The 16,117-nt window shown below is 68.1% G+C and carries 17 protein-coding genes; 15 read left to right on the plus strand and 2 right to left on the minus strand.

Translation table 11 applies throughout. The features are described 5' to 3' along the window. The first annotated feature begins 91 nt into the window (after positions 1-91). From D6682_07640 to D6682_07690, 11 genes are all read left to right on the plus strand, one after another. A complete protein-coding gene (locus tag D6682_07640; GenBank protein RMH50164.1) occupies positions 92-742 on the plus strand; it encodes a DUF374 domain-containing protein in 651 nt (216 codons plus the stop codon). Between the two features lie 188 nt (positions 743-930). Continuing rightward, positions 931-1,395, plus strand: coding sequence for a hypothetical protein (locus tag D6682_07645; GenBank protein ID RMH50148.1), 465 nt, complete (start codon positions 931-933; stop codon positions 1,393-1,395). Between the two features lie 25 nt (positions 1,396-1,420). Beyond that, positions 1,421-2,053 carry a phosphoribosylanthranilate isomerase gene (locus D6682_07650; protein ID RMH50149.1) on the plus strand — a complete coding sequence of 211 codons (633 nt, stop codon included), beginning with the start codon at positions 1,421-1,423 and terminating at the stop codon, positions 2,051-2,053. A gap of 29 nt (positions 2,054-2,082) precedes the next feature. After that, complete coding sequence (trpB, locus tag D6682_07655) at positions 2,083-3,321, plus strand: tryptophan synthase subunit beta (protein ID RMH50150.1); 1,239 nt, start codon at positions 2,083-2,085, stop codon at positions 3,319-3,321. 153 nt (positions 3,322-3,474) lie between these two features. Then, positions 3,475-4,284: a tryptophan synthase subunit alpha gene (locus D6682_07660; protein ID RMH50151.1), complete on the plus strand. Its 810-nt coding sequence runs from the start codon at positions 3,475-3,477 to the stop codon at positions 4,282-4,284. A gap of 3 nt (positions 4,285-4,287) precedes the next feature. Next, complete coding sequence (locus D6682_07665; protein ID RMH50152.1) at positions 4,288-5,076, plus strand: 3',5'-cyclic-nucleotide phosphodiesterase; 789 nt, start codon at positions 4,288-4,290, stop codon at positions 5,074-5,076. After that, entirely contained in the window at positions 5,073-5,954 is an 882-nt protein-coding gene (locus D6682_07670; protein ID RMH50153.1) for an acetyl-CoA carboxylase carboxyltransferase subunit beta, read from the plus strand. The genes D6682_07665 and D6682_07670 overlap by 4 nt, the downstream gene beginning before the upstream one ends. Continuing rightward, a complete protein-coding gene (locus D6682_07675; GenBank protein ID RMH50154.1) occupies positions 5,857-6,903 on the plus strand; it encodes a general secretion pathway protein GspK in 1,047 nt (348 codons plus the stop codon). Before D6682_07670 ends, D6682_07675 begins: the two co-directional genes overlap by 98 nt. 103 nt (positions 6,904-7,006) lie before the next feature. Continuing rightward, a complete protein-coding gene (locus tag D6682_07680; protein ID RMH50155.1) occupies positions 7,007-7,759 on the plus strand; it encodes a phosphoadenylyl-sulfate reductase in 753 nt (250 codons plus the stop codon). Further along, positions 7,740-8,672, plus strand: coding sequence for a sulfate adenylyltransferase subunit CysD (gene cysD / locus D6682_07685; protein ID RMH50156.1), 933 nt, complete (start codon positions 7,740-7,742; stop codon positions 8,670-8,672). The genes D6682_07680 and cysD overlap by 20 nt, the downstream gene beginning before the upstream one ends. Continuing rightward, complete coding sequence (locus tag D6682_07690; GenBank protein RMH50157.1) at positions 8,672-9,952, plus strand: sulfate adenylyltransferase; 1,281 nt, start codon at positions 8,672-8,674, stop codon at positions 9,950-9,952. The genes cysD and D6682_07690 overlap by 1 nt, the downstream gene beginning before the upstream one ends. Before the next feature lie 207 nt (positions 9,953-10,159). On the opposite strand, the gene groL is transcribed toward D6682_07690, so the two are convergent. Together groL and D6682_07700 are read right to left on the minus strand one after the other, a co-directional pair. After that, positions 10,160-11,794 (minus strand): chaperonin GroEL, encoded by a 1,635-nt coding sequence (groL, locus tag D6682_07695; GenBank protein RMH50158.1) that lies wholly within the window; start codon positions 11,792-11,794, stop codon positions 10,160-10,162. 48 nt (positions 11,795-11,842) lie between these two features. Then, entirely contained in the window at positions 11,843-12,139 is a 297-nt protein-coding gene (locus D6682_07700; protein RMH50159.1) for a co-chaperone GroES, read from the minus strand. Between the two features lie 183 nt (positions 12,140-12,322). Here D6682_07700 and D6682_07705 point away from each other — a divergent pair, with 183 nt between their 5' ends. From D6682_07705 to D6682_07720, 4 genes are all read left to right on the plus strand, one after another. After that, a complete protein-coding gene (locus D6682_07705; protein RMH50160.1) occupies positions 12,323-12,640 on the plus strand; it encodes an ArsR family transcriptional regulator in 318 nt (105 codons plus the stop codon). Then, positions 12,637-14,010, plus strand: coding sequence for a TolC family protein (locus tag D6682_07710; GenBank protein RMH50161.1), 1,374 nt, complete (start codon positions 12,637-12,639; stop codon positions 14,008-14,010). The genes D6682_07705 and D6682_07710 overlap by 4 nt, the downstream gene beginning before the upstream one ends. Further along, a complete protein-coding gene (locus D6682_07715; protein RMH50162.1) occupies positions 14,007-14,978 on the plus strand; it encodes an efflux RND transporter periplasmic adaptor subunit in 972 nt (323 codons plus the stop codon). The genes D6682_07710 and D6682_07715 overlap by 4 nt, the downstream gene beginning before the upstream one ends. Before the next feature lie 3 nt (positions 14,979-14,981). After that, positions 14,982-16,117 (plus strand): efflux RND transporter permease subunit (locus D6682_07720; protein ID RMH50163.1); only part of this gene is annotated, 1,136 nt, incomplete at its 3' end.

Consider the following 16,117-nt stretch of genomic DNA (forward strand, 5'->3'; position numbering starts at 1 on the left):
CCGCGCTCTTCGATCGCCGTGAAGCCAAAAAGTCCATGGACGGACTTTTTGCGGTCTGAACATGGCTGAGTCGGCGGCGCGTGCGCTTCCCGTGCGGGCGCGGCTGCTCCACTGGCTGGTGCCGCGGCTGATCCGGATGGTCATTCTGCTGCTCTCCCGCACCATCCGCTGGCAGGTGGTGGGCGAGCCGTTCGGCACCGGGGAGGGGCCGCCGGCGCTGCTCTGCTTCTGGCACGGACGGATGTTGATGATGCCGTATGCCTTCCGCGGCTGGCGCGGCGAGATGTTGATCTCGGAGCATCGCGACGGCGCCTACATCGCCGACACCATGCATCTGCTCGGCATCCGCACCGTGCGCGGCTCCACCACCCGTGGCGGGGCACGGGCGCTGCTGCGCATGATCCGCATCGCGCGGGCGGGCGGGGATGTCGGCATCACCCCCGACGGCCCCAGAGGCCCACGCGAGGTGGTACAGCCCGGGACGGTGCAGCTGGCCATGAAGGCGGGGATTCCGTTGCGCGCCGCCTGCTACGCCAGCGATCGCCACTGGCGGGTCGACTCCTGGGACCGCTTCTACATCCCCAAGCCCTTCAGCCGCGGGGTGATCGTCTACGGTGCGCCCTGCTTCATCGCCGAGGGGACGCCGTTGGAGGAGGCGATCGCCACCGCCCAGCAGGCGATGGACGAGGTGCAGGCGATCGCCGATGGCTTCTTCCGACCGGGGGGCGGAGAGGGGGGATGAGCGGGTTTCCGCCCCGCCTTCGGTCGGGATGGGGCGGCGGTCTCCCGCTTGCCTCGGGAGCGGCAAGGCCACAGCCTGCGCATTCCGCCCCCGGGCGGTTTCGCATGCAGGCGACCGAAGCGCCGGGCGGGGAGGCGCGCTCTTCGTGCTCGCCGATGAGATCAGTTCACTCACCGAGGAGGCGTGGTATGCGCAGGTGGTCGTGGATGGCCCTGGCGGCGGCGCTGGCGCTTGGCGGTTGTTCGTTCCTGGCCAAGCCGGATGCGGGCAAGGAGAAGCGCGGCATGGTACAGGGCAAGCAGGGAGGCAAGGTGCTGGAGCGTACCGCCAGCCGCATGTTGACCGAGTTCGGGGACGTGCCGGTGCCGGTGGAGCTCAAGCGCGACGACGAGCTCAGCTTCGTCTACGAGGCGCCGGGGGTGACCATGGGGGTGGTGACGCTGAGCGGCTACTACACCGGGGCGAGCATCGCCCGTTTCTTCCGTACCGAGATGCCCAGGCAGCAGTGGCAGTTCCTCAACGCCTTCAGTGAGGGGAACCGCTACATGCTCAACTTCCTCAAGGCCAATCGGTCGTGTGTCATCAACATCCGTGAGGATGCCCTCTCCACACGGGTGACCATCAAGGTCGGTCCGACGCGGGGTGGCGGTTAGCGAGGGCCCTTCCTAGCATCGCGCCATGGCCCGCCACCGCACCCGGATCAAGATCTGCGGCATCACCCGGTTGGAGGACGCGCTGGCCGCTTCCATGCTGGGGGTGGATGCGGTGGGCTTCGTCTTCTACGACCGCTCCCCACGCTACATCGATCCGGAGAAGGCGGCGGCGATCGTGCGCCGGCTGCCTCCCTTCGTCTCCGCCGTCGGTCTCTTCGTCAATCCCGGGCAGGAGTGGATCGCCGAGGTGTTGCGCCACTGTCCGCTGGGGGTGATCCAGCTCCACGGCGACGAGACGCCGGAGTTCTGCGCCCTGCAGCGGCGCCGGGTGGTCAAGGCGATCTCCGTGCGCTCGTCCGCCGATCTGGCCCGCATCTCCCACTATCGCTGCTCCGTGCTGCTCGACGCGCCGGCGCCGGATGGGGTATACGGCGGTACCGGTAGTCGCTTCGACTGGTCGTTGATCGGGGATCTGCGGCACGACTATCCGCTGATGCTCGCCGGCGGTCTGGATGCCGACAATGTGGCGCAGGCGCTCGCCCTGCGCGACTGGTTCGCCATCGATGTCTCCTCCGGCGTCGAGCGGGCGCCGGGGATCAAGGATGCGGAGAAGATGCGCGCGCTGGTCCGCGCCGTGCAGCAGGCGGAACAGCAGTGACGGGCGACCGGGTGCCGCCGATTCGCCACATGCCCGATGCGCAGGGGCGTTTCGGCGATTTCGGCGGGCGGTTCGCCGCCGAGACCCTGATGCAGCCGCTGGCCGAGCTGGAGGAGGCCTTCTTCACCGCCTGGAACGACCCCGCCTTCCATGCGGAGCTGCGCGGGTTGCTGGCGCACTACGTCGGCCGGCCGACCCCGCTCTATCACGCGCGCCGCCTCTCCGAGGAGGTGGGTGGGGCGCAGATCTGGCTCAAGCGCGAGGACCTGACCCACACCGGCGCCCACAAGATCAACAACACCATCGGTCAGGGGCTGCTGGCCCGCCGCATGGGGAAGCCGCGGGTGATCGCCGAGACCGGCGCAGGTCAACACGGGGTGGCGACGGCGACGGTGGCGGCGATGTTCGGCCTTGCGTGCGTGGTCTACATGGGGCGCGAGGATACCGTACGCCAGGCTCCGAATGTCTATCGCATGAAGCTGCTCGGTGCGGAGGTGGTGCCGGTCGACTCCGGCAGCGCCACCCTCAAGGATGCGCTCAACGAGGCATTGCGCGACTGGGTGGCCAGCTGTCGCGACACCTTCTACATCATCGGTACGGTGGCCGGCCCCCATCCCTATCCGCTGATGGTGCGCCAGTTCCACGCGGTGATCGGGGAGGAAGCGCGGGAACAGATGGTGCGGCAGGCGGGAAGATTGCCCGACGTGGCGGTGGCCTGCGTCGGCGGCGGCTCCAACGCCATGGGGCTGTTCCATCCGCTGCGCGACGACGATGTCCGACTGGTGGCGGTGGAGGCGGCCGGCCATGGTCTGGAGAGCGGGCGCCACGCAGCGTCGCTCGCCGCCGGCCGTCCGGGGATCCTGCACGGTAACCTCACCTGTCTGCTGGAGGATGAGGAGGGGCAGATCGCCGCCACCCACTCGATCTCCGCCGGGCTCGACTACCCCGGCGTCGGGCCGGAGCTGGCCTTTCTCCACCGCACGGGGCGGCTGGAGCTGGAGCTGGCCGACGATGGGGAGGCGCTGGCCGCCTTCCATCGGCTTGCCCGCTGTGAGGGGATCATCCCGGCGCTGGAGTCGAGCCATGCGCTGGCCGCGGCGATGCGCATCGCCGCGGAGATGGCGCCGGAGCGCATCGTGTTGGTCAACCTCTCCGGCCGCGGGGACAAGGACATGGAGCGTGTCATGCGTTGCGACGCGGCCGATGAGGGCGGGCTGATGGAAGCGTATGAGGGCGGCAATCGCGCCTCGGACGGCGATGATGACTGACGACTTCGCAAGAAGTCGGCATCCGCGGCCGGGACGGCCGCGCAAATCAAGAGCTTGCGTAAGCAAGCGATGGATTTGCAAGGGAATCGACGGCCGCGCTCTTCGATTCCCGTCAAGCAAAAAGTCCACGGACGGACTTTTTGCGATTCGATCATGACTGACCGTATCGCCGCCTGTTTCGCCGCCTGTCGCGCCGAGCGGCGCGCGGCTCTGGTCGGCTACCTGACCGCCGGCGATCCCGATCCGGAGGTATCGTTGACGCTGTTGTCGGCCCTGGCGGAGGAGGTCGATCTGCTGGAGGTGGGCATCCCCTTCTCCGATCCGATGGCCGACGGACCGGTGATCCAGGCGGCGTCGGAGCGGGCGCTGGCCGCCGGTACACGCATGGCCGACCTCTTCCGGCTGGTGGCGCGGGTGCGGCTTGCCCGTCCCGATCTGCCGGTGGTGCTGATGGGCTATGGCAACAGCGCGCTGGCCATGGGGATGGAGCGGTTCACCGAGCGGGCCGCCGCCGCCGGTGTCGACGGTGTGCTGCTGGTCGACATCCCGCCGGAGGAGGGGGGATTGTGCGACGAAGCGTTGCGCAATCACGGATTGAAGCGGATCCTGCTGCTGACGCCGACCTCGCCGGAGGCGCGGCTGCGGCTGGTGGCCGAGCGGGGCGGCGGCTTTGTCTACTATGTGTCGCTCACCGGCATCACCGGTGCCGAGATGGGCGATGTGGACCAGGTCGCCCGGCGGGTGGAGCAGATCTCGCAGGCCTGCGCGCTGCCGGTCTGCGTCGGTTTCGGCGTCAAGACCCCGCAACAGGCGGCGGCGTTGGCGCAGGTGGCAGACGGCGTGGTGGTGGGCAGTCGTTTCGTCGGGCTGGTTGCGGACCATCTCGATGCTCCGGAGCAGGCCGTGGCGTGCCTGCGCCGTGAGGCGGCGGCGTTGCGTCGGGCGATGGCGCGGCGGGGCTAGGCCATGCGGATCCGTGTGCTCGGCTGCTACGGCGGACAGCTGCTCGGCTTCCACCTCTCCTCGTTTCTGCTCAACGACGCCATCCTGCTCGACGCCGGGGCGCCGACCGAGTCGCTCACGCTGGAGGAGCAGCACCGCATCCGCCACATCTTCATCTCCCACGTCCATCTCGACCACATCAAGGACATCGCCTTTCTGGCCGACAACCGTTCGCTCAAGCGGATCGGGGGCGCACGCGACAATCGCAAGATGGTCGTTCATGCGTTGCCGGAGAACCTGGAGTACCTGCGCAAGCACTTCCTCAACAACATCATCTGGCCCGATTTCACCACCATCCCGTCGCCGGAGGATCCGATCCTGGAGCTGCGCCCGTTTCGCGACGAGGAGCCGGTGGAGGTGGAGGGGGTGCGCATCACCCCGATCCGGGTCAACCACCCGGTGCCCTGCACCGCCTTCCTGGTCGACGAGGAGGGGGTGCAGTTCCTCTACTCCGCCGACACCGGCCCCACCGGGCGGATGTGGGAGATCGCCAACGCGCAGCCCGGTCTGCAGGGGGTGATCATCGACTGCTCCTTCCCCAACAGCCAGAAGTTTCTCGCCGATCTGAGCGGCCACATGACGCCGCGGATGGTCGGCTGTGAGCTGCGGGAGAAATTCCACGGGTTGGGCACGGTCCCGATCTACCTCTTTCACATGAAGCCGGAGGAGTTGAACCTGATGACCGATGAGATCGGCAACGAGGCGCTGCCGCTGTCGCGCATGTTGACCCAGATCGACGAGCTGATCCTGTGAACTGGCTTACCCGGCTGATCGAGCGCCCCGGTTCGCTCCTCTCTTCGTCACGCAAGACCGACGTGCCCGAGGGGGTGTGGCGCAAGTGCCCCAACTGTTCCGAGGCGATCTACTCCAAGGAGCTGATCCGCTCGCAGATGGTCTGCTCCCGTTGCGGCCACCATCAGCGGCTCGATGTCGACGGGCGGGTGGCCGCGCTGTTCGATCCCGATTCGTGGCAGGAGTTCGATACGGGGCTGCGCTCGTGCGATCCGCTGGGGTTCCGTGACAAGAAACGCTACCGCGACCGGCTGAAGGAGGCGGCGAAGAAGGCGGGCGAGGGCGATGCGGTGCGCAACTTCACCGGCACCGTCCAAGGCCACCCCATCGTGGCCTCGATCTTCGAGTTCGGCTTCATGGGCGGCAGCATGGGATCGGTGGTCGGCGAGAAACTGGTGCGTGCGATGGAGCGGGCGGTGGCCGACGGCGTCCCCTACCTGCTGGTCACCGCATCCGGTGGGGCGCGCATGCAGGAGGGGATGTTTTCGCTGATGCAGATGGCCAAGTGCTCGGCGGCGGTCCACCGGCTGCACGAGGCCGGGTTGCCCTTCGTCTGTCTGCTGGCCGATCCGACCATGGGCGGCGTCTCCGCCTCGATCGCCTGGCTGGGGGATGTGATCGCCGCCGAGCCCGGCGCGCTGATCGGCTTCGCCGGGCCGCGGGTGATCCGTGAGACGGTGAAACAGGAGCTGCCCGAGGGGTTCCAGCGGGCGGAGTTCCTGCTGGAGCACGGCCTGATCGATGCGGTGGTCGACCGCCGCCGTTTCCGTGACTGGATCGCGACGCTGTGCGGCCATCTCACCGCCCGGAGCTACCATCCCGAGGCGGCGGACGACTGACGTCCCCCTTCGCCGCGCGGAGGGCGAAGGGGGGGAGCGCGGCGTGGCGTTGATCCTGGTGCTGGCCATGGTGGCGTTGATCGCCGGCTGGGCCGCCACCGCCGCCTACGAGGATCTGATCGATCTCAGGAGGGTGGAGCAGCGTACCGACTCGGTGCGGGCCATGCTGGCGGCGGAGTCGGGGGTGGCGCTGGCCAGGCTGGTGCTGGCCCGGGATGCCAAAGAGAGCAAGCGCGACGATCTGACCGAGGATTGGGCGGCGACCACCCCTCCCTTCCCGGTCGATGGCGGTACGATCTCCGGGGCGATCCGCGATGCCAACCGCTTCTTCAACCTCAACGATCTGGTCGACGATCAGGGGAAGGCGCGTCCCGATGCGGTGGCCATCGCCCGCCGGCTCTTCGCGGAGCTGGAGCTCGATGGCGGGTTGGTCGATGCGCTGGTCGACTGGATGGACAAGGACTCCAGGCCGTTCGGCGTCGGCGGAGTGGAGGAGGACGGCTACATCGACCGTCCCTACCGGATCAAGAATGCGCGCCTGGACCGGCTGGAGGAGCTGTTGCTGGTGGCCGGCTTCGACCGGAAGGTGGTGGCGAAGTTGCGTCCGTTCGTCATCGTCCGGCCCCCGCCCGGCGGCGGCAAGACGCCGGTCAACATCAACACCGCGCCGGCGGAGGTGCTGGCGGCGCTGTTCCCTGCCATGAGCCTCGCGGCGGCGGAGCGGGTGGTGGCCGATCGGGAGGAGCAGCCCTTCTCCGACACAGCACCGCTGGTCGACGCTCCCGACGGCAAGGGGGTCGATCCCGCCCGGCTGACGGTGGCCAGCGACGCCTTTCTGGTGCGTAGCCTGGCCCGTTTCGGTAGCGTTCGCTGGCAGGAGGAGCAGCTGATCGCCCGTCAGGGCGGGAAGTTTTCCTTGATCTACCGGCAACGGACGGGATGGGATTGATGCCGGTCCTGCCGGGTCGGCATCGCGGCTGCGGATGGATTGTGCGCCTCGATCGCCGCTAAGTGACATGTCCATGGAGGGACTTTTTGCGACTTGATCCTCGATGAGCAGTACGGATTCCGGCCATCTCGAGGCGACCGTGGCGCTGCTGCGGCGCGCGGAGGAGGAGTTTGCCCCGCGCATCACCTTCGCCTGCAGCTTCGGTGCCGAGGATATCGTCCTGCTCGATCTGATCCGCCGCCATGCGCCGCGTATCTCCATCTTCACGCTCGATACCGGCCGGCTCTTTCCCGAGACCTACGCTTTGATCGACCGCTGTCGCGACTTCTTCGGTCTGCCGATCCGGGTGCTCTTCCCCGATGCCACCGAGGTGGAGGCGATGGTGGCGCAGCAGGGGGTGGATGGCTTCTACCGCTCGGTGGAGGCGCGCAAGCGCTGCTGTGCGGTGCGCAAGCTCGCTCCGCTGCGGCGGGCGCTGGAGGGGATGGCCGCCTGGGTCACCGGCGTGCGGCGCGAGCAGTCGGATCAGCGCGCCGTCATGGAGGCGGTCGAGGAGGATGCGCGCTTCGGGCTGCGCAAATACAACCCGCTGATCGACTGGACCTCAGAGCAGGTGTGGGCCCATATCCGTACCAACGATCTGCCCTACAACCCGCTGCACGACCGCTTCTATCCCTCGATCGGCTGCGCCCCCTGCACCCGTGCGGTGACCGTGGGCGAGGATCCCCGCTCCGGCCGCTGGTGGTGGGAGCGCGACGAGGCGGTGGCCGAGTGCGGGCTTCATGTCTCGGAGATCCGCAAGGGGCGCGGCGCGGAATGGGCGGAGGAGGATGACGATGAACGATCCGGTGCGTGAACGCTGCCGTGTGGAGCGGCTGACCCAGCTGCAGACGCTGGAAGCGGAGTCGATCCACATCATCCGCGAGGTGGCGGCCGAGTTCCGCAATCCGGTGATGCTCTACTCCATCGGCAAGGACTCCAGCGTGATGCTCCATCTGGCGCGCAAGGCCTTCTATCCGGCGCCGCTTCCCTTTCCGCTGCTGCATGTCGACACCGGTTACAAGTTTCCGGAGATGTATGCGTTTCGTGACCGGTTCGCACGCGAGGTGGGGGCGGAGCTGATCGTCCACCGCAACGAGGAGGCGATCGCCCGGGGGATGAATCCCAAGCAGTACGGGGTGGCGCGCTGCTGCGGCGCCTTGAAGACGCAAGGGCTGCTCGATGCGCTGGAGCAGGGAGGATACGACGCCGCCTTCGGCGGTGCGCGGCGTGACGAGGAGCGCAGCCGGGCCAAGGAGCGGGTCTTCTCCATCCGCGACGAGTTCGGTCAGTGGGATCCGAAGAACCAGCGTCCCGAGTTGTGGGATCTCTACAACGGCCGCATCCACGACGGCGAGTCGGTGCGGGTTTTCCCGCTCTCCAACTGGACCGAGATGGATATCTGGCTCTACATCCGGCAGGAGCGGATCCCCATCGTACCGCTCTACTACGCCAGGGAGCGGCCGATGGTCGAACGCGGCGCGCTGCTCATTCCCTTCTACGAGGGGATGGAGGATCAGTTGCACGAGGGCGAGGAGCCGAAGATGGTGATGTGCCGCTTCCGCACGCTCGGCTGCATCCCCTGCACCGGGGCGGTGCGCTCCACCGCCGCCACCATCGACGAGATCGTGGTCGAGGCGGCGGCGGCAAGACGCAGCGAGCGCGAGACCCGCATCATCGACCATGGAAGCAACTCCATGGAAGACAAGAAAAGAGAAGGGTATTTCTGATGGGTGGCGCAGCGTTCAACTTCAGGCTCAACGACGAGATCGAGCTGCTGCGGCTGGTTACGGTGGGTAGTGTCGACGATGGCAAGTCGACCCTGATCGGCCGGCTGCTGGTCGACACCAAGGGGGCCTTCGAGGATCAACTGCTGGCGGTGACCCGAAAGCGCGGCCCCGCCTCCGAGGCGGAGGTCGATCTGGCCATGCTGACCGACGGACTGCAGGCGGAGCGGGAGCAGGGGATCACCATCGATGTCGCCTACCGCTACTTCGCCACCGCCCGGCGCAAGTTCATCATGGCCGATTGTCCCGGCCACGAGCAGTACACGCGCAACATGGTCACCGGTGCATCCACCGCCACCGCGGCGATCATTCTGATCGACGCGCGCAACGGGGTGATGCCGCAGACACGGCGCCACGCCCACATCCTCGCGCTGCTGCGGGTGCGCCATCTCATCGCCGCGATCAACAAGATGGACCTGGTCGATTACGACCAGGGGCGCTTCGACGCCATCGCAGCCGAGCTGCGCGACTTCTGCCGGCGGCAGGGGGTGGAGGATCTGATCTGCATCCCGATCTCCGCGCTCAAGGGGGACAACGTCGCCCGCCGCAGCGAGGCGATGGCATGGTATGAGGGGGCAACCCTGCTCGAGACGCTGGAGCGGTTGCCCGCGTTCGACGACGTCGCGCAGAAGCCCTTCCGCTTCCCGGTGCAGATGGTCAACCGGCCGCAGACGCCGGAGCACCCCGACTTCCGCGGCTTCATGGGGCGGATCGTCTCCGGCAGCGTCTCGGTGGGGGATCCAGTGGTATCGCTCCCCTCCGGGCGGCGGTCGTCGGTGAAGGAGATCGTCACCTTCGACGGGTCGTTGGCGCGGGCCTTCGCGCCGATGAGCGTCACCCTGACGCTGAACGACGAGATCGACGTCTCGCGGGGGGACATGCTGGTGCGTGCCGACCAGCCGCCGCCGAGGGGGGAGCGAACGGTGGAGATCGATCTCTGCTGGATCGGCGACGAGCCGCTCAGGCCGCGCGCCACCTACATCGTCAAGCAGACCACCAACACCCTGAAGGCGCGGGTGGAGGAGATTATCCACGTCACCGACATCCATACGCTGGAGCAGAAACCGGCCGAGGCGATGGAGATGAACGATCTGGGGCGGGTCCGGTTGCGGCTGCAGCGGCCGACCAGCTACGACAGCTATCGCGACAACCGGGCCACCGGCAGTCTGATCCTGATCGATGCCTTCACCAACAACACCGTCGGTGCAGGCATGGTGGTGTGATGCGCAGGGGGCGGCGCGCGGCTGCCGCCGGCAGCTGATCCTGCCGCGGGGGCGCCGCAGGGGCCTCCCCGGCCGGCCTCCCGAGCCGTCCTTTCGGCCCGCGCAGCCGGAATCGTCGACGGCATCGCCTCGGGCAGAAACGAACAGGGCCCGCAAGCGGGGGCTTGCGGGCCCTGTGGCACTGCATGCCGCGGCGGTTGCGGCTTCTTACATCATCCCGCCCATGTCGCCGCCGCCTGCGGCCGGCGCCGGCTCCTCCTTCTTGGGCAGCTCGGCCACCATCGCCTCGGTGGTGATGAGCAGCGAGGCCACCGACGCCGCGTTCTGCAGCGCGGTGCGCACCACCTTGGTCGGGTCGATCACGCCCATCTTGACCAGATCGCCATACTCCTCGGTGGCGGCGTTGAAGCCGTAGGCGTTCTCCTTGTTGGCGGCCACGTTGTTGACCACCACGGAGGACTCGCCACCGCAGTTGGCGACGATCTGGCGCAACGGCTCCTCGACCGCCCGGGCGATGATCTGCGCACCGACTTCCTGGTCCCGGTTGTCGGCGTCGATCTTGGCCGCGTTGGCCCGCGCCCGGATCAGCGCCACGCCGCCGCCGGGGACGATCCCCTCCTCGACCGCGGCGCGGGTGGCATGCAGGGCGTCCTCCACGCGATCCTTCTTCTCCTTCATCGCCACTTCGCTGGCGGCGCCGACCTTGATCACCGCCACGCCGCCGGCCAGCTTGGCCAGCCGCTCCTGCAGCTTCTCACGGTCGTAGTCGGAGGTGGTATCCTCGATCTGCTTGCGGATCTGGTTGATCCGTCCCTCGATGGCCGACTTGTCGCCGTTGCCGTCGACGATGGTGGTGGTGTCCTTGGTGATCTTGACCGAGCCGGCGGTGCCGAGATCGTCGATGGAGACGTTCTCCAGCTTGATGCCGAGATCCTCGGAGATCATCTTGCCGCCGGTGAGGATGGCCATATCCTCGAGCATCGCCTTGCGCCGGTCGCCGAAGCCGGGCGCCTTGACCGCGGCGACGTTGACCACGCCGCGCATCTTGTTGACCACCAGCGTGGCCAGCGCCTCGCCTTCGACATCCTCGGCGATGATCAGCAGCGGCTTGCCCGAACGGGCCACCGACTCGAGCAGCGGCAGCAGATCGCGCATGTTCGAGATCTTCTTCTCGTAGAGCAGGATGTAGGGGTTCTCGAGCGTCGCTTCCATGCGCTCGCTGTCGGTGACGAAGTAGGGGGAGAGGTAGCCGCGGTCGAACTGCATCCCCTCGACCACTTCCAGCTCGGTCTCCAGCCCCTTGGCCTCCTCGACGGTGATCACCCCCTCCTTGCCGACCTTCTCCATCGCATCGGCGATGATCTTGCCGATCTCGGTGTCGCCGTTGGCGGAGATGGCGCCGACCTGGGCGATCTCCTCCTGGTTCTTGACCGACTTGGAGAGCTTCTCCAGCTCGGCGACGATGGCGTCCACCGCCTTGTCGGCACCGCGCTTGAGGTCCATCGGATTCATGCCGGCGGCGACCGCCTTGATCCCCTCGCGGGCGATGGCCTGGGCCAGCACGGTGGCGGTGGTGGTGCCGTCACCGGCGACGTCGGCGGTCTTGGAGGCGACCTCCTTCACCATCTGGGCGCCCATGTTCTCGAGCTTGTCCTCAAGTTCGATCTCCTTGGCGACGGAGACGCCGTCCTTGGTCACGTTCGGCGCACCCCAGGACTTCTCCAGCACCACGTTGCGCCCCTTGGGGCCCAGGGTCACCTTGACGGCGTCGGCCAGGGTGTTGACCCCGCGCATCATCCGGGCACGGGCATCTTCGGAAAAACGGATCTCTTTCGCAGCCATTGTCATTGAACTCCTTGTAATATCAGTCTTTCTTTCGTTTGGTGACGATCAGGATTCGATCACGCCGAGGATGTCGTCCTCGCGCATCATCAGAAACTCCTCGCCGTCGAGCTTGATCTCAGTGCCGGCGTACTTGGAGAAGATGACCCGGTCACCCTTCTTCACCGCCAGCGGACGGACCTCGCCGTTCTCCAGGATCTTGCCGTTGCCGGCCGCGATCACCTCGCCCTCGATGGGCTTCTCCTTGGCCGAGTCCGGGATGATGATGCCGCCGGCGGACTTCTCCTCCTCGTCCAACCGACGAACGATCACACGGTCATGTAAAGGACGAACTTTGATTGTCATCGTTGTCTTGCTCCTCTATCGCTCATTGTGCTTTTCATGCCCGTTCAACCACTCCCGGGCGACGCCGCCCTATATGGGGACGGCGCCATGGCGATTCAACCCCCCCTGGCGTCATGGTGGGGGGCGGGCCGGTGAGCATATGGTAATGTTGACATATTATGATTTGCTGATAGAGTTCGCCCCATGAACGAGCTTCCACGCGAGAAGATCCAGCGGGCCAGCGAGGGGTTGCGGGCGCTCGCCCACGAGCTGCGGCTGGCCGTGCTCTGTGCCCTGATGGAGGGCCCGATGTGCGTCCACGAGCTGATGGAGACCACCGGCGCGACCCAGTCCAACCTGTCGCAGCACCTCACCCGCATGCGCATGATGGGGATTCTGGCCAACGAGAAGCGGGGCCAGCAGGTCTTCTATCGGATCGCCAATCCGGAGTGGCGAGATCTGGTGCTGGTGCTCAAGCGGATCTACTGCCCGGAGCTGTGCAGCGGGGATGAGCGGCGATGAGCGGCCATACCGCCAACAGGCCCGTGGCCGGCAGGGGGGTGTGGCGCCGCATCGTGTTGTCGGTGTCGAATCTCTCGATGTTCCTTGCCACGGTGCCGCTGGCGGCGCAGGAGGTGTCGTTGCGGGATGCGGTGGCCTTGGCCATGCAGCACAACGCCCGGATCGAGGCCGCCGAGGCGCAGGTCGATGCCGCCCGGGCCGGGCGCGACGCCGCCTTCGGCGCCCGCCTGCCACGGCTCGATCTCACCGCCGGCGCGCGGCGCAGCGACGCTCCGATGGACGCCTTCGGGGCGCTGTTGCAGCAGCGCGCCGTCACCGCCGCCGATTTCGCCCCCGCCCGGCTCAACGACCCGGGCTACATCACCAACTACCATGCGGAGGCGCGGCTTGCGGTGCCGATCTACCACGGCGGCGCACTGATCGCCGCCTCCCGCCGGGCGGATGCGGGGATCGCGCAGGCCGATGCCGGGCGCGCCCTGCGCCGGCAGCAGGTGGTCGCCGAGGTGATCGCCGCCTTCATTCAGGCGCGCGCCAGCGCCGCCGAGGTGGCCGCCCGTCGGCAGGCGGTCAAGGCGGCCGACCGCAGGCTGCACGACATCGAGCAGATGCGGCGGCAGGGGATGGCGCTGGAGAGCGACGTGATGGATGCCCAAAGCCATCTGCTGCAGAGCAGGCTGGAGCTGACCCGCAGCCGGCACCGGCGGGACGACGCCGTCGATCTGTTGCGCCGGCTGACCGGTCGTGCCGGGCTGGAGCCGGCGGGCGAGCCGGGGCTGCGTCCGGTCGAGGGCGGAGTGGAGCGGTGGGTGGAGCAGGCGCTGCATCGCCATCCCCGGCTGCGGCTGTTGCAGGCGGAGCGCGCCGGCCTGGTCGCGCAGCGCTCCATGGAGCGTGCCGCGTTTCTGCCCAGCGTGGATGCCGTGGCCGTCCAGTCGTGGAACAGCGGCAGCTTCGGGCTGCGCAACCGCAACAGCGCGATTGGCGCCACCGTCTCGCTCAACCTGTTCCACGGCGGCAGCGATCGCGCCCGCATCGCCGCGCTCGACGCCCGCATCGCCGCGCTCGACGCCCGCATCCGCGGCCTGCACGACGCGATCGCCGAGCAGGTGCGCAGCGCCTGGCGGCGCTGGCAGGAGGCGAAGCTGCAGCTGGCCAGCGCCCGCCAGCAGCGCGCCCAGCGCAGGGAGGCGTTGCGCATCCGCAGCCTGCGCCATCAACAGGGGCTGGAGACGAGCAGCGAGCTGCTGCGCAGCCAGGCGGCGAAGGACCGTGCCGACGTGGCGGTGATCCGCGCCCGCTACGGGGTGCTCTCGGCGATGGCGGCGCTCTACCGCAGCGCGGGCATGTTGACTCCGGAGGTGGTGCGATGAACAGGCTCTTCCCGGCGATCGTGGTGGTGCTGCTCGGTGTCCGGGCCGCCTGGGCGGTCGATCTGGTGGCGGTGCGGCAGGTGGAGACCCCGATCCACTATGTGACCAGCGGCAGCGTGATCTCCGAGCATCGTGTGGCGGTCGGCTCGCGCCTCTCCGGCTACATCCACGACCTCACCGTGCATGAGGGGGATCGCATCCGGCAGGGTGCGCTGCTCTTCCGCATCGATCCGGTCGATGTGCGGCAGCAACTGGCGCAGGCCGAGGCCAACCTGGCCAACGCCCGGGCCGACCTCAAGCGGTTCCGCACGCTGTTGAAGAGCGGCGCGATCAGCCGTCAGCAGTTCGATCAGGTCAAGCTGCGCTTCGATGTGGCCAGCTCCCGGGTCAAGCAGGCGCGCAACCAGCTCAACTACGCCGTGGTCAGGTCGCCGCTCGACGGCGTGGTGGTCAAAAAACTCAAGCACAACGGCGACCTGGCCAGCCCGGGGGCGCCGGTGTTGATGATCGAGAACACCGGCAACATGACCGTCGACACCCGGGTCTCCGAGCAGTTCGTGCCGCGGATCCATGTCGGCGACCGGGCCCGGGTGGAGGTGCGCGGTTTCCCCCACCCCTTCACCGCCGTGGTGCGGCGGGTGGTCAGCGCCGCCGAGGCGCGCAGCCACCAGTTCCTGGTCAAGCTGACGCTGCCGGCGAACAGCGGGGTGCTGCCCGGCTCGCTGGCCGAGGTCGCCTTCACCACCGGATCGCGCCGGGTGCTGGCCCTGCCGGCGACTGCGCTGCTCCGCCGCCACGGGCTGACCGGGGTCTATCTGGTCGACGGCCACAAACGGCTCCACTGGCGGCTGGTCCGCCCCGGCCGCATGCTCGACGGCGGGATGGTCGAGATCGCCGCCGGCCTCCATCGGGGCGACCGGGTGGTGCGCACCCCCTCCGATGCGATGCACAGCGGCGCCGCCCTCTAGCACATGGATCAGCTGCGACTGAACATCGCCGGCCGGCTGGGCGCGGCGACGATCCGGGGCAGCCTGCCGCCGATCATCAGCCTGCTGGTGCTGCTGATCGGCGTGGTGGCGCTCTTTGTCACCCCGCGTGAGGAGAACCCGAGCATCGATGTGCCGGCGGCCAATGTCTTCGTCCGCATGGAGGGGGCCTCGCCCGAGGAGGTGCAGAACCTCGTCGTGCGACCGCTGGAGCGGGTGATGCGCGAGATCACCGGCGTCGACCACACCTTCGGCATGGCGCTCGACTCGCTGGCCGTGGTCACCGTCACCTTCAAGGTTGGGCAGGACAAGGAGCGCAGCCTGGTCAAGCTCTACGACCGCATCATGCACAACCTCGACCGCATCCCGCCCGGCGCCTCGCAGCCGCTGGTCAAGCCGCTCGATGTCGACGACGTGCCGGTGTCGGTGATCACGCTCGCTTCCGATGCGATGGACGGGCTGATGCTCAAGCGGCTGGCCGAGCGGGTGCGCGACCAGCTCGCACCGCTGCCCGGCGTGTCGGTGGCCGACATCATCGGCGGGCGCGACCACGAGGTGCGCATCACCCTCGATCCGGCCCGGCTGGCCGCCTGGCACATCCCGCTCGATCAGGTCCATCGCGTGCTGGCGGCGGCCAACAGCGGCGGGCAGGTGGGGACGCTGGTCGGCGACAACCGCGAGGATCGGGTCTGGCTCGACGGCTATCTCAAGGATGCCGAACAGATCGGGCGGCTGATCATCGGCACGGCCGACGGCCAGCCGATCTATCTGCGTGATGTCGCCACCATTCGCGACGGCGCGGCGGAGGTGACCGCACTGCATCGCATCGGCTTCGGCGCCGGCGCGCACCGCAAGGCGACCGGCGGTGAGCCGGAGCTGCCGGCGGTCTCGATCGCCCTGGCCAAGAAGAAGGGGACCAACGCCGTGGTGGTCACCCGGGCGATCGCCGACAAGCTGGAGCAGCTCAAGGGGGATCTGATCCCGGACGATGTCACGGTGACCATCACCCGCGACTCCGGCCGGCGCGCCGATGCCGCCGTCAACCTGCTGATCGAGCATCTGGCCATCGCCATTGTCTCGGTGGTGGTCATCATGCTGCTCTTCCTCGGTTGGCGCGAGGC

The sequence above is a fragment of the Zetaproteobacteria bacterium genome (genome assembly GCA_003696765.1).
GTDB lineage: Bacteria > Pseudomonadota > Zetaproteobacteria > Mariprofundales > J009 > RFFX01.

Excerpts from the sequence above, each read along its gene's own strand:
- D6682_07645 (RMH50148.1), top strand. The coding sequence starts at position 931 with ATGCGCAGGTGGTCGTGGATGGCCCTGGCGGCGGCGCTGGCGCTTGGC.
- D6682_07650 (RMH50149.1), top strand. The coding sequence starts at position 1,421 with ATGGCCCGCCACCGCACCCGGATCAAGATCTGCGGCATCACCCGGTTG.
- trpB (RMH50150.1), top strand. The coding sequence starts at position 2,083 with ATGCCCGATGCGCAGGGGCGTTTCGGCGATTTCGGCGGGCGGTTCGCC.
- D6682_07660 (RMH50151.1), top strand. The coding sequence starts at position 3,475 with ATGACTGACCGTATCGCCGCCTGTTTCGCCGCCTGTCGCGCCGAGCGG.
- D6682_07665 (RMH50152.1), top strand. The coding sequence starts at position 4,288 with ATGCGGATCCGTGTGCTCGGCTGCTACGGCGGACAGCTGCTCGGCTTC.
- D6682_07675 (RMH50154.1), top strand. The coding sequence starts at position 5,857 with ATGCGGTGGTCGACCGCCGCCGTTTCCGTGACTGGATCGCGACGCTGT.
- D6682_07680 (RMH50155.1), top strand. The coding sequence starts at position 7,007 with ATGAGCAGTACGGATTCCGGCCATCTCGAGGCGACCGTGGCGCTGCTG.
- cysD (RMH50156.1), top strand. The coding sequence starts at position 7,740 with ATGAACGATCCGGTGCGTGAACGCTGCCGTGTGGAGCGGCTGACCCAG.
- D6682_07690 (RMH50157.1), top strand. The coding sequence starts at position 8,672 with ATGGGTGGCGCAGCGTTCAACTTCAGGCTCAACGACGAGATCGAGCTG.
- groL (RMH50158.1), bottom strand. The coding sequence starts at position 11,794 with ATGGCTGCGAAAGAGATCCGTTTTTCCGAAGATGCCCGTGCCCGGATG.
- D6682_07700 (RMH50159.1), bottom strand. The coding sequence starts at position 12,139 with ATGACAATCAAAGTTCGTCCTTTACATGACCGTGTGATCGTTCGTCGG.
- D6682_07705 (RMH50160.1), top strand. The coding sequence starts at position 12,323 with ATGAACGAGCTTCCACGCGAGAAGATCCAGCGGGCCAGCGAGGGGTTG.
- D6682_07710 (RMH50161.1), top strand. The coding sequence starts at position 12,637 with ATGAGCGGCCATACCGCCAACAGGCCCGTGGCCGGCAGGGGGGTGTGG.
- D6682_07715 (RMH50162.1), top strand. The coding sequence starts at position 14,007 with ATGAACAGGCTCTTCCCGGCGATCGTGGTGGTGCTGCTCGGTGTCCGG.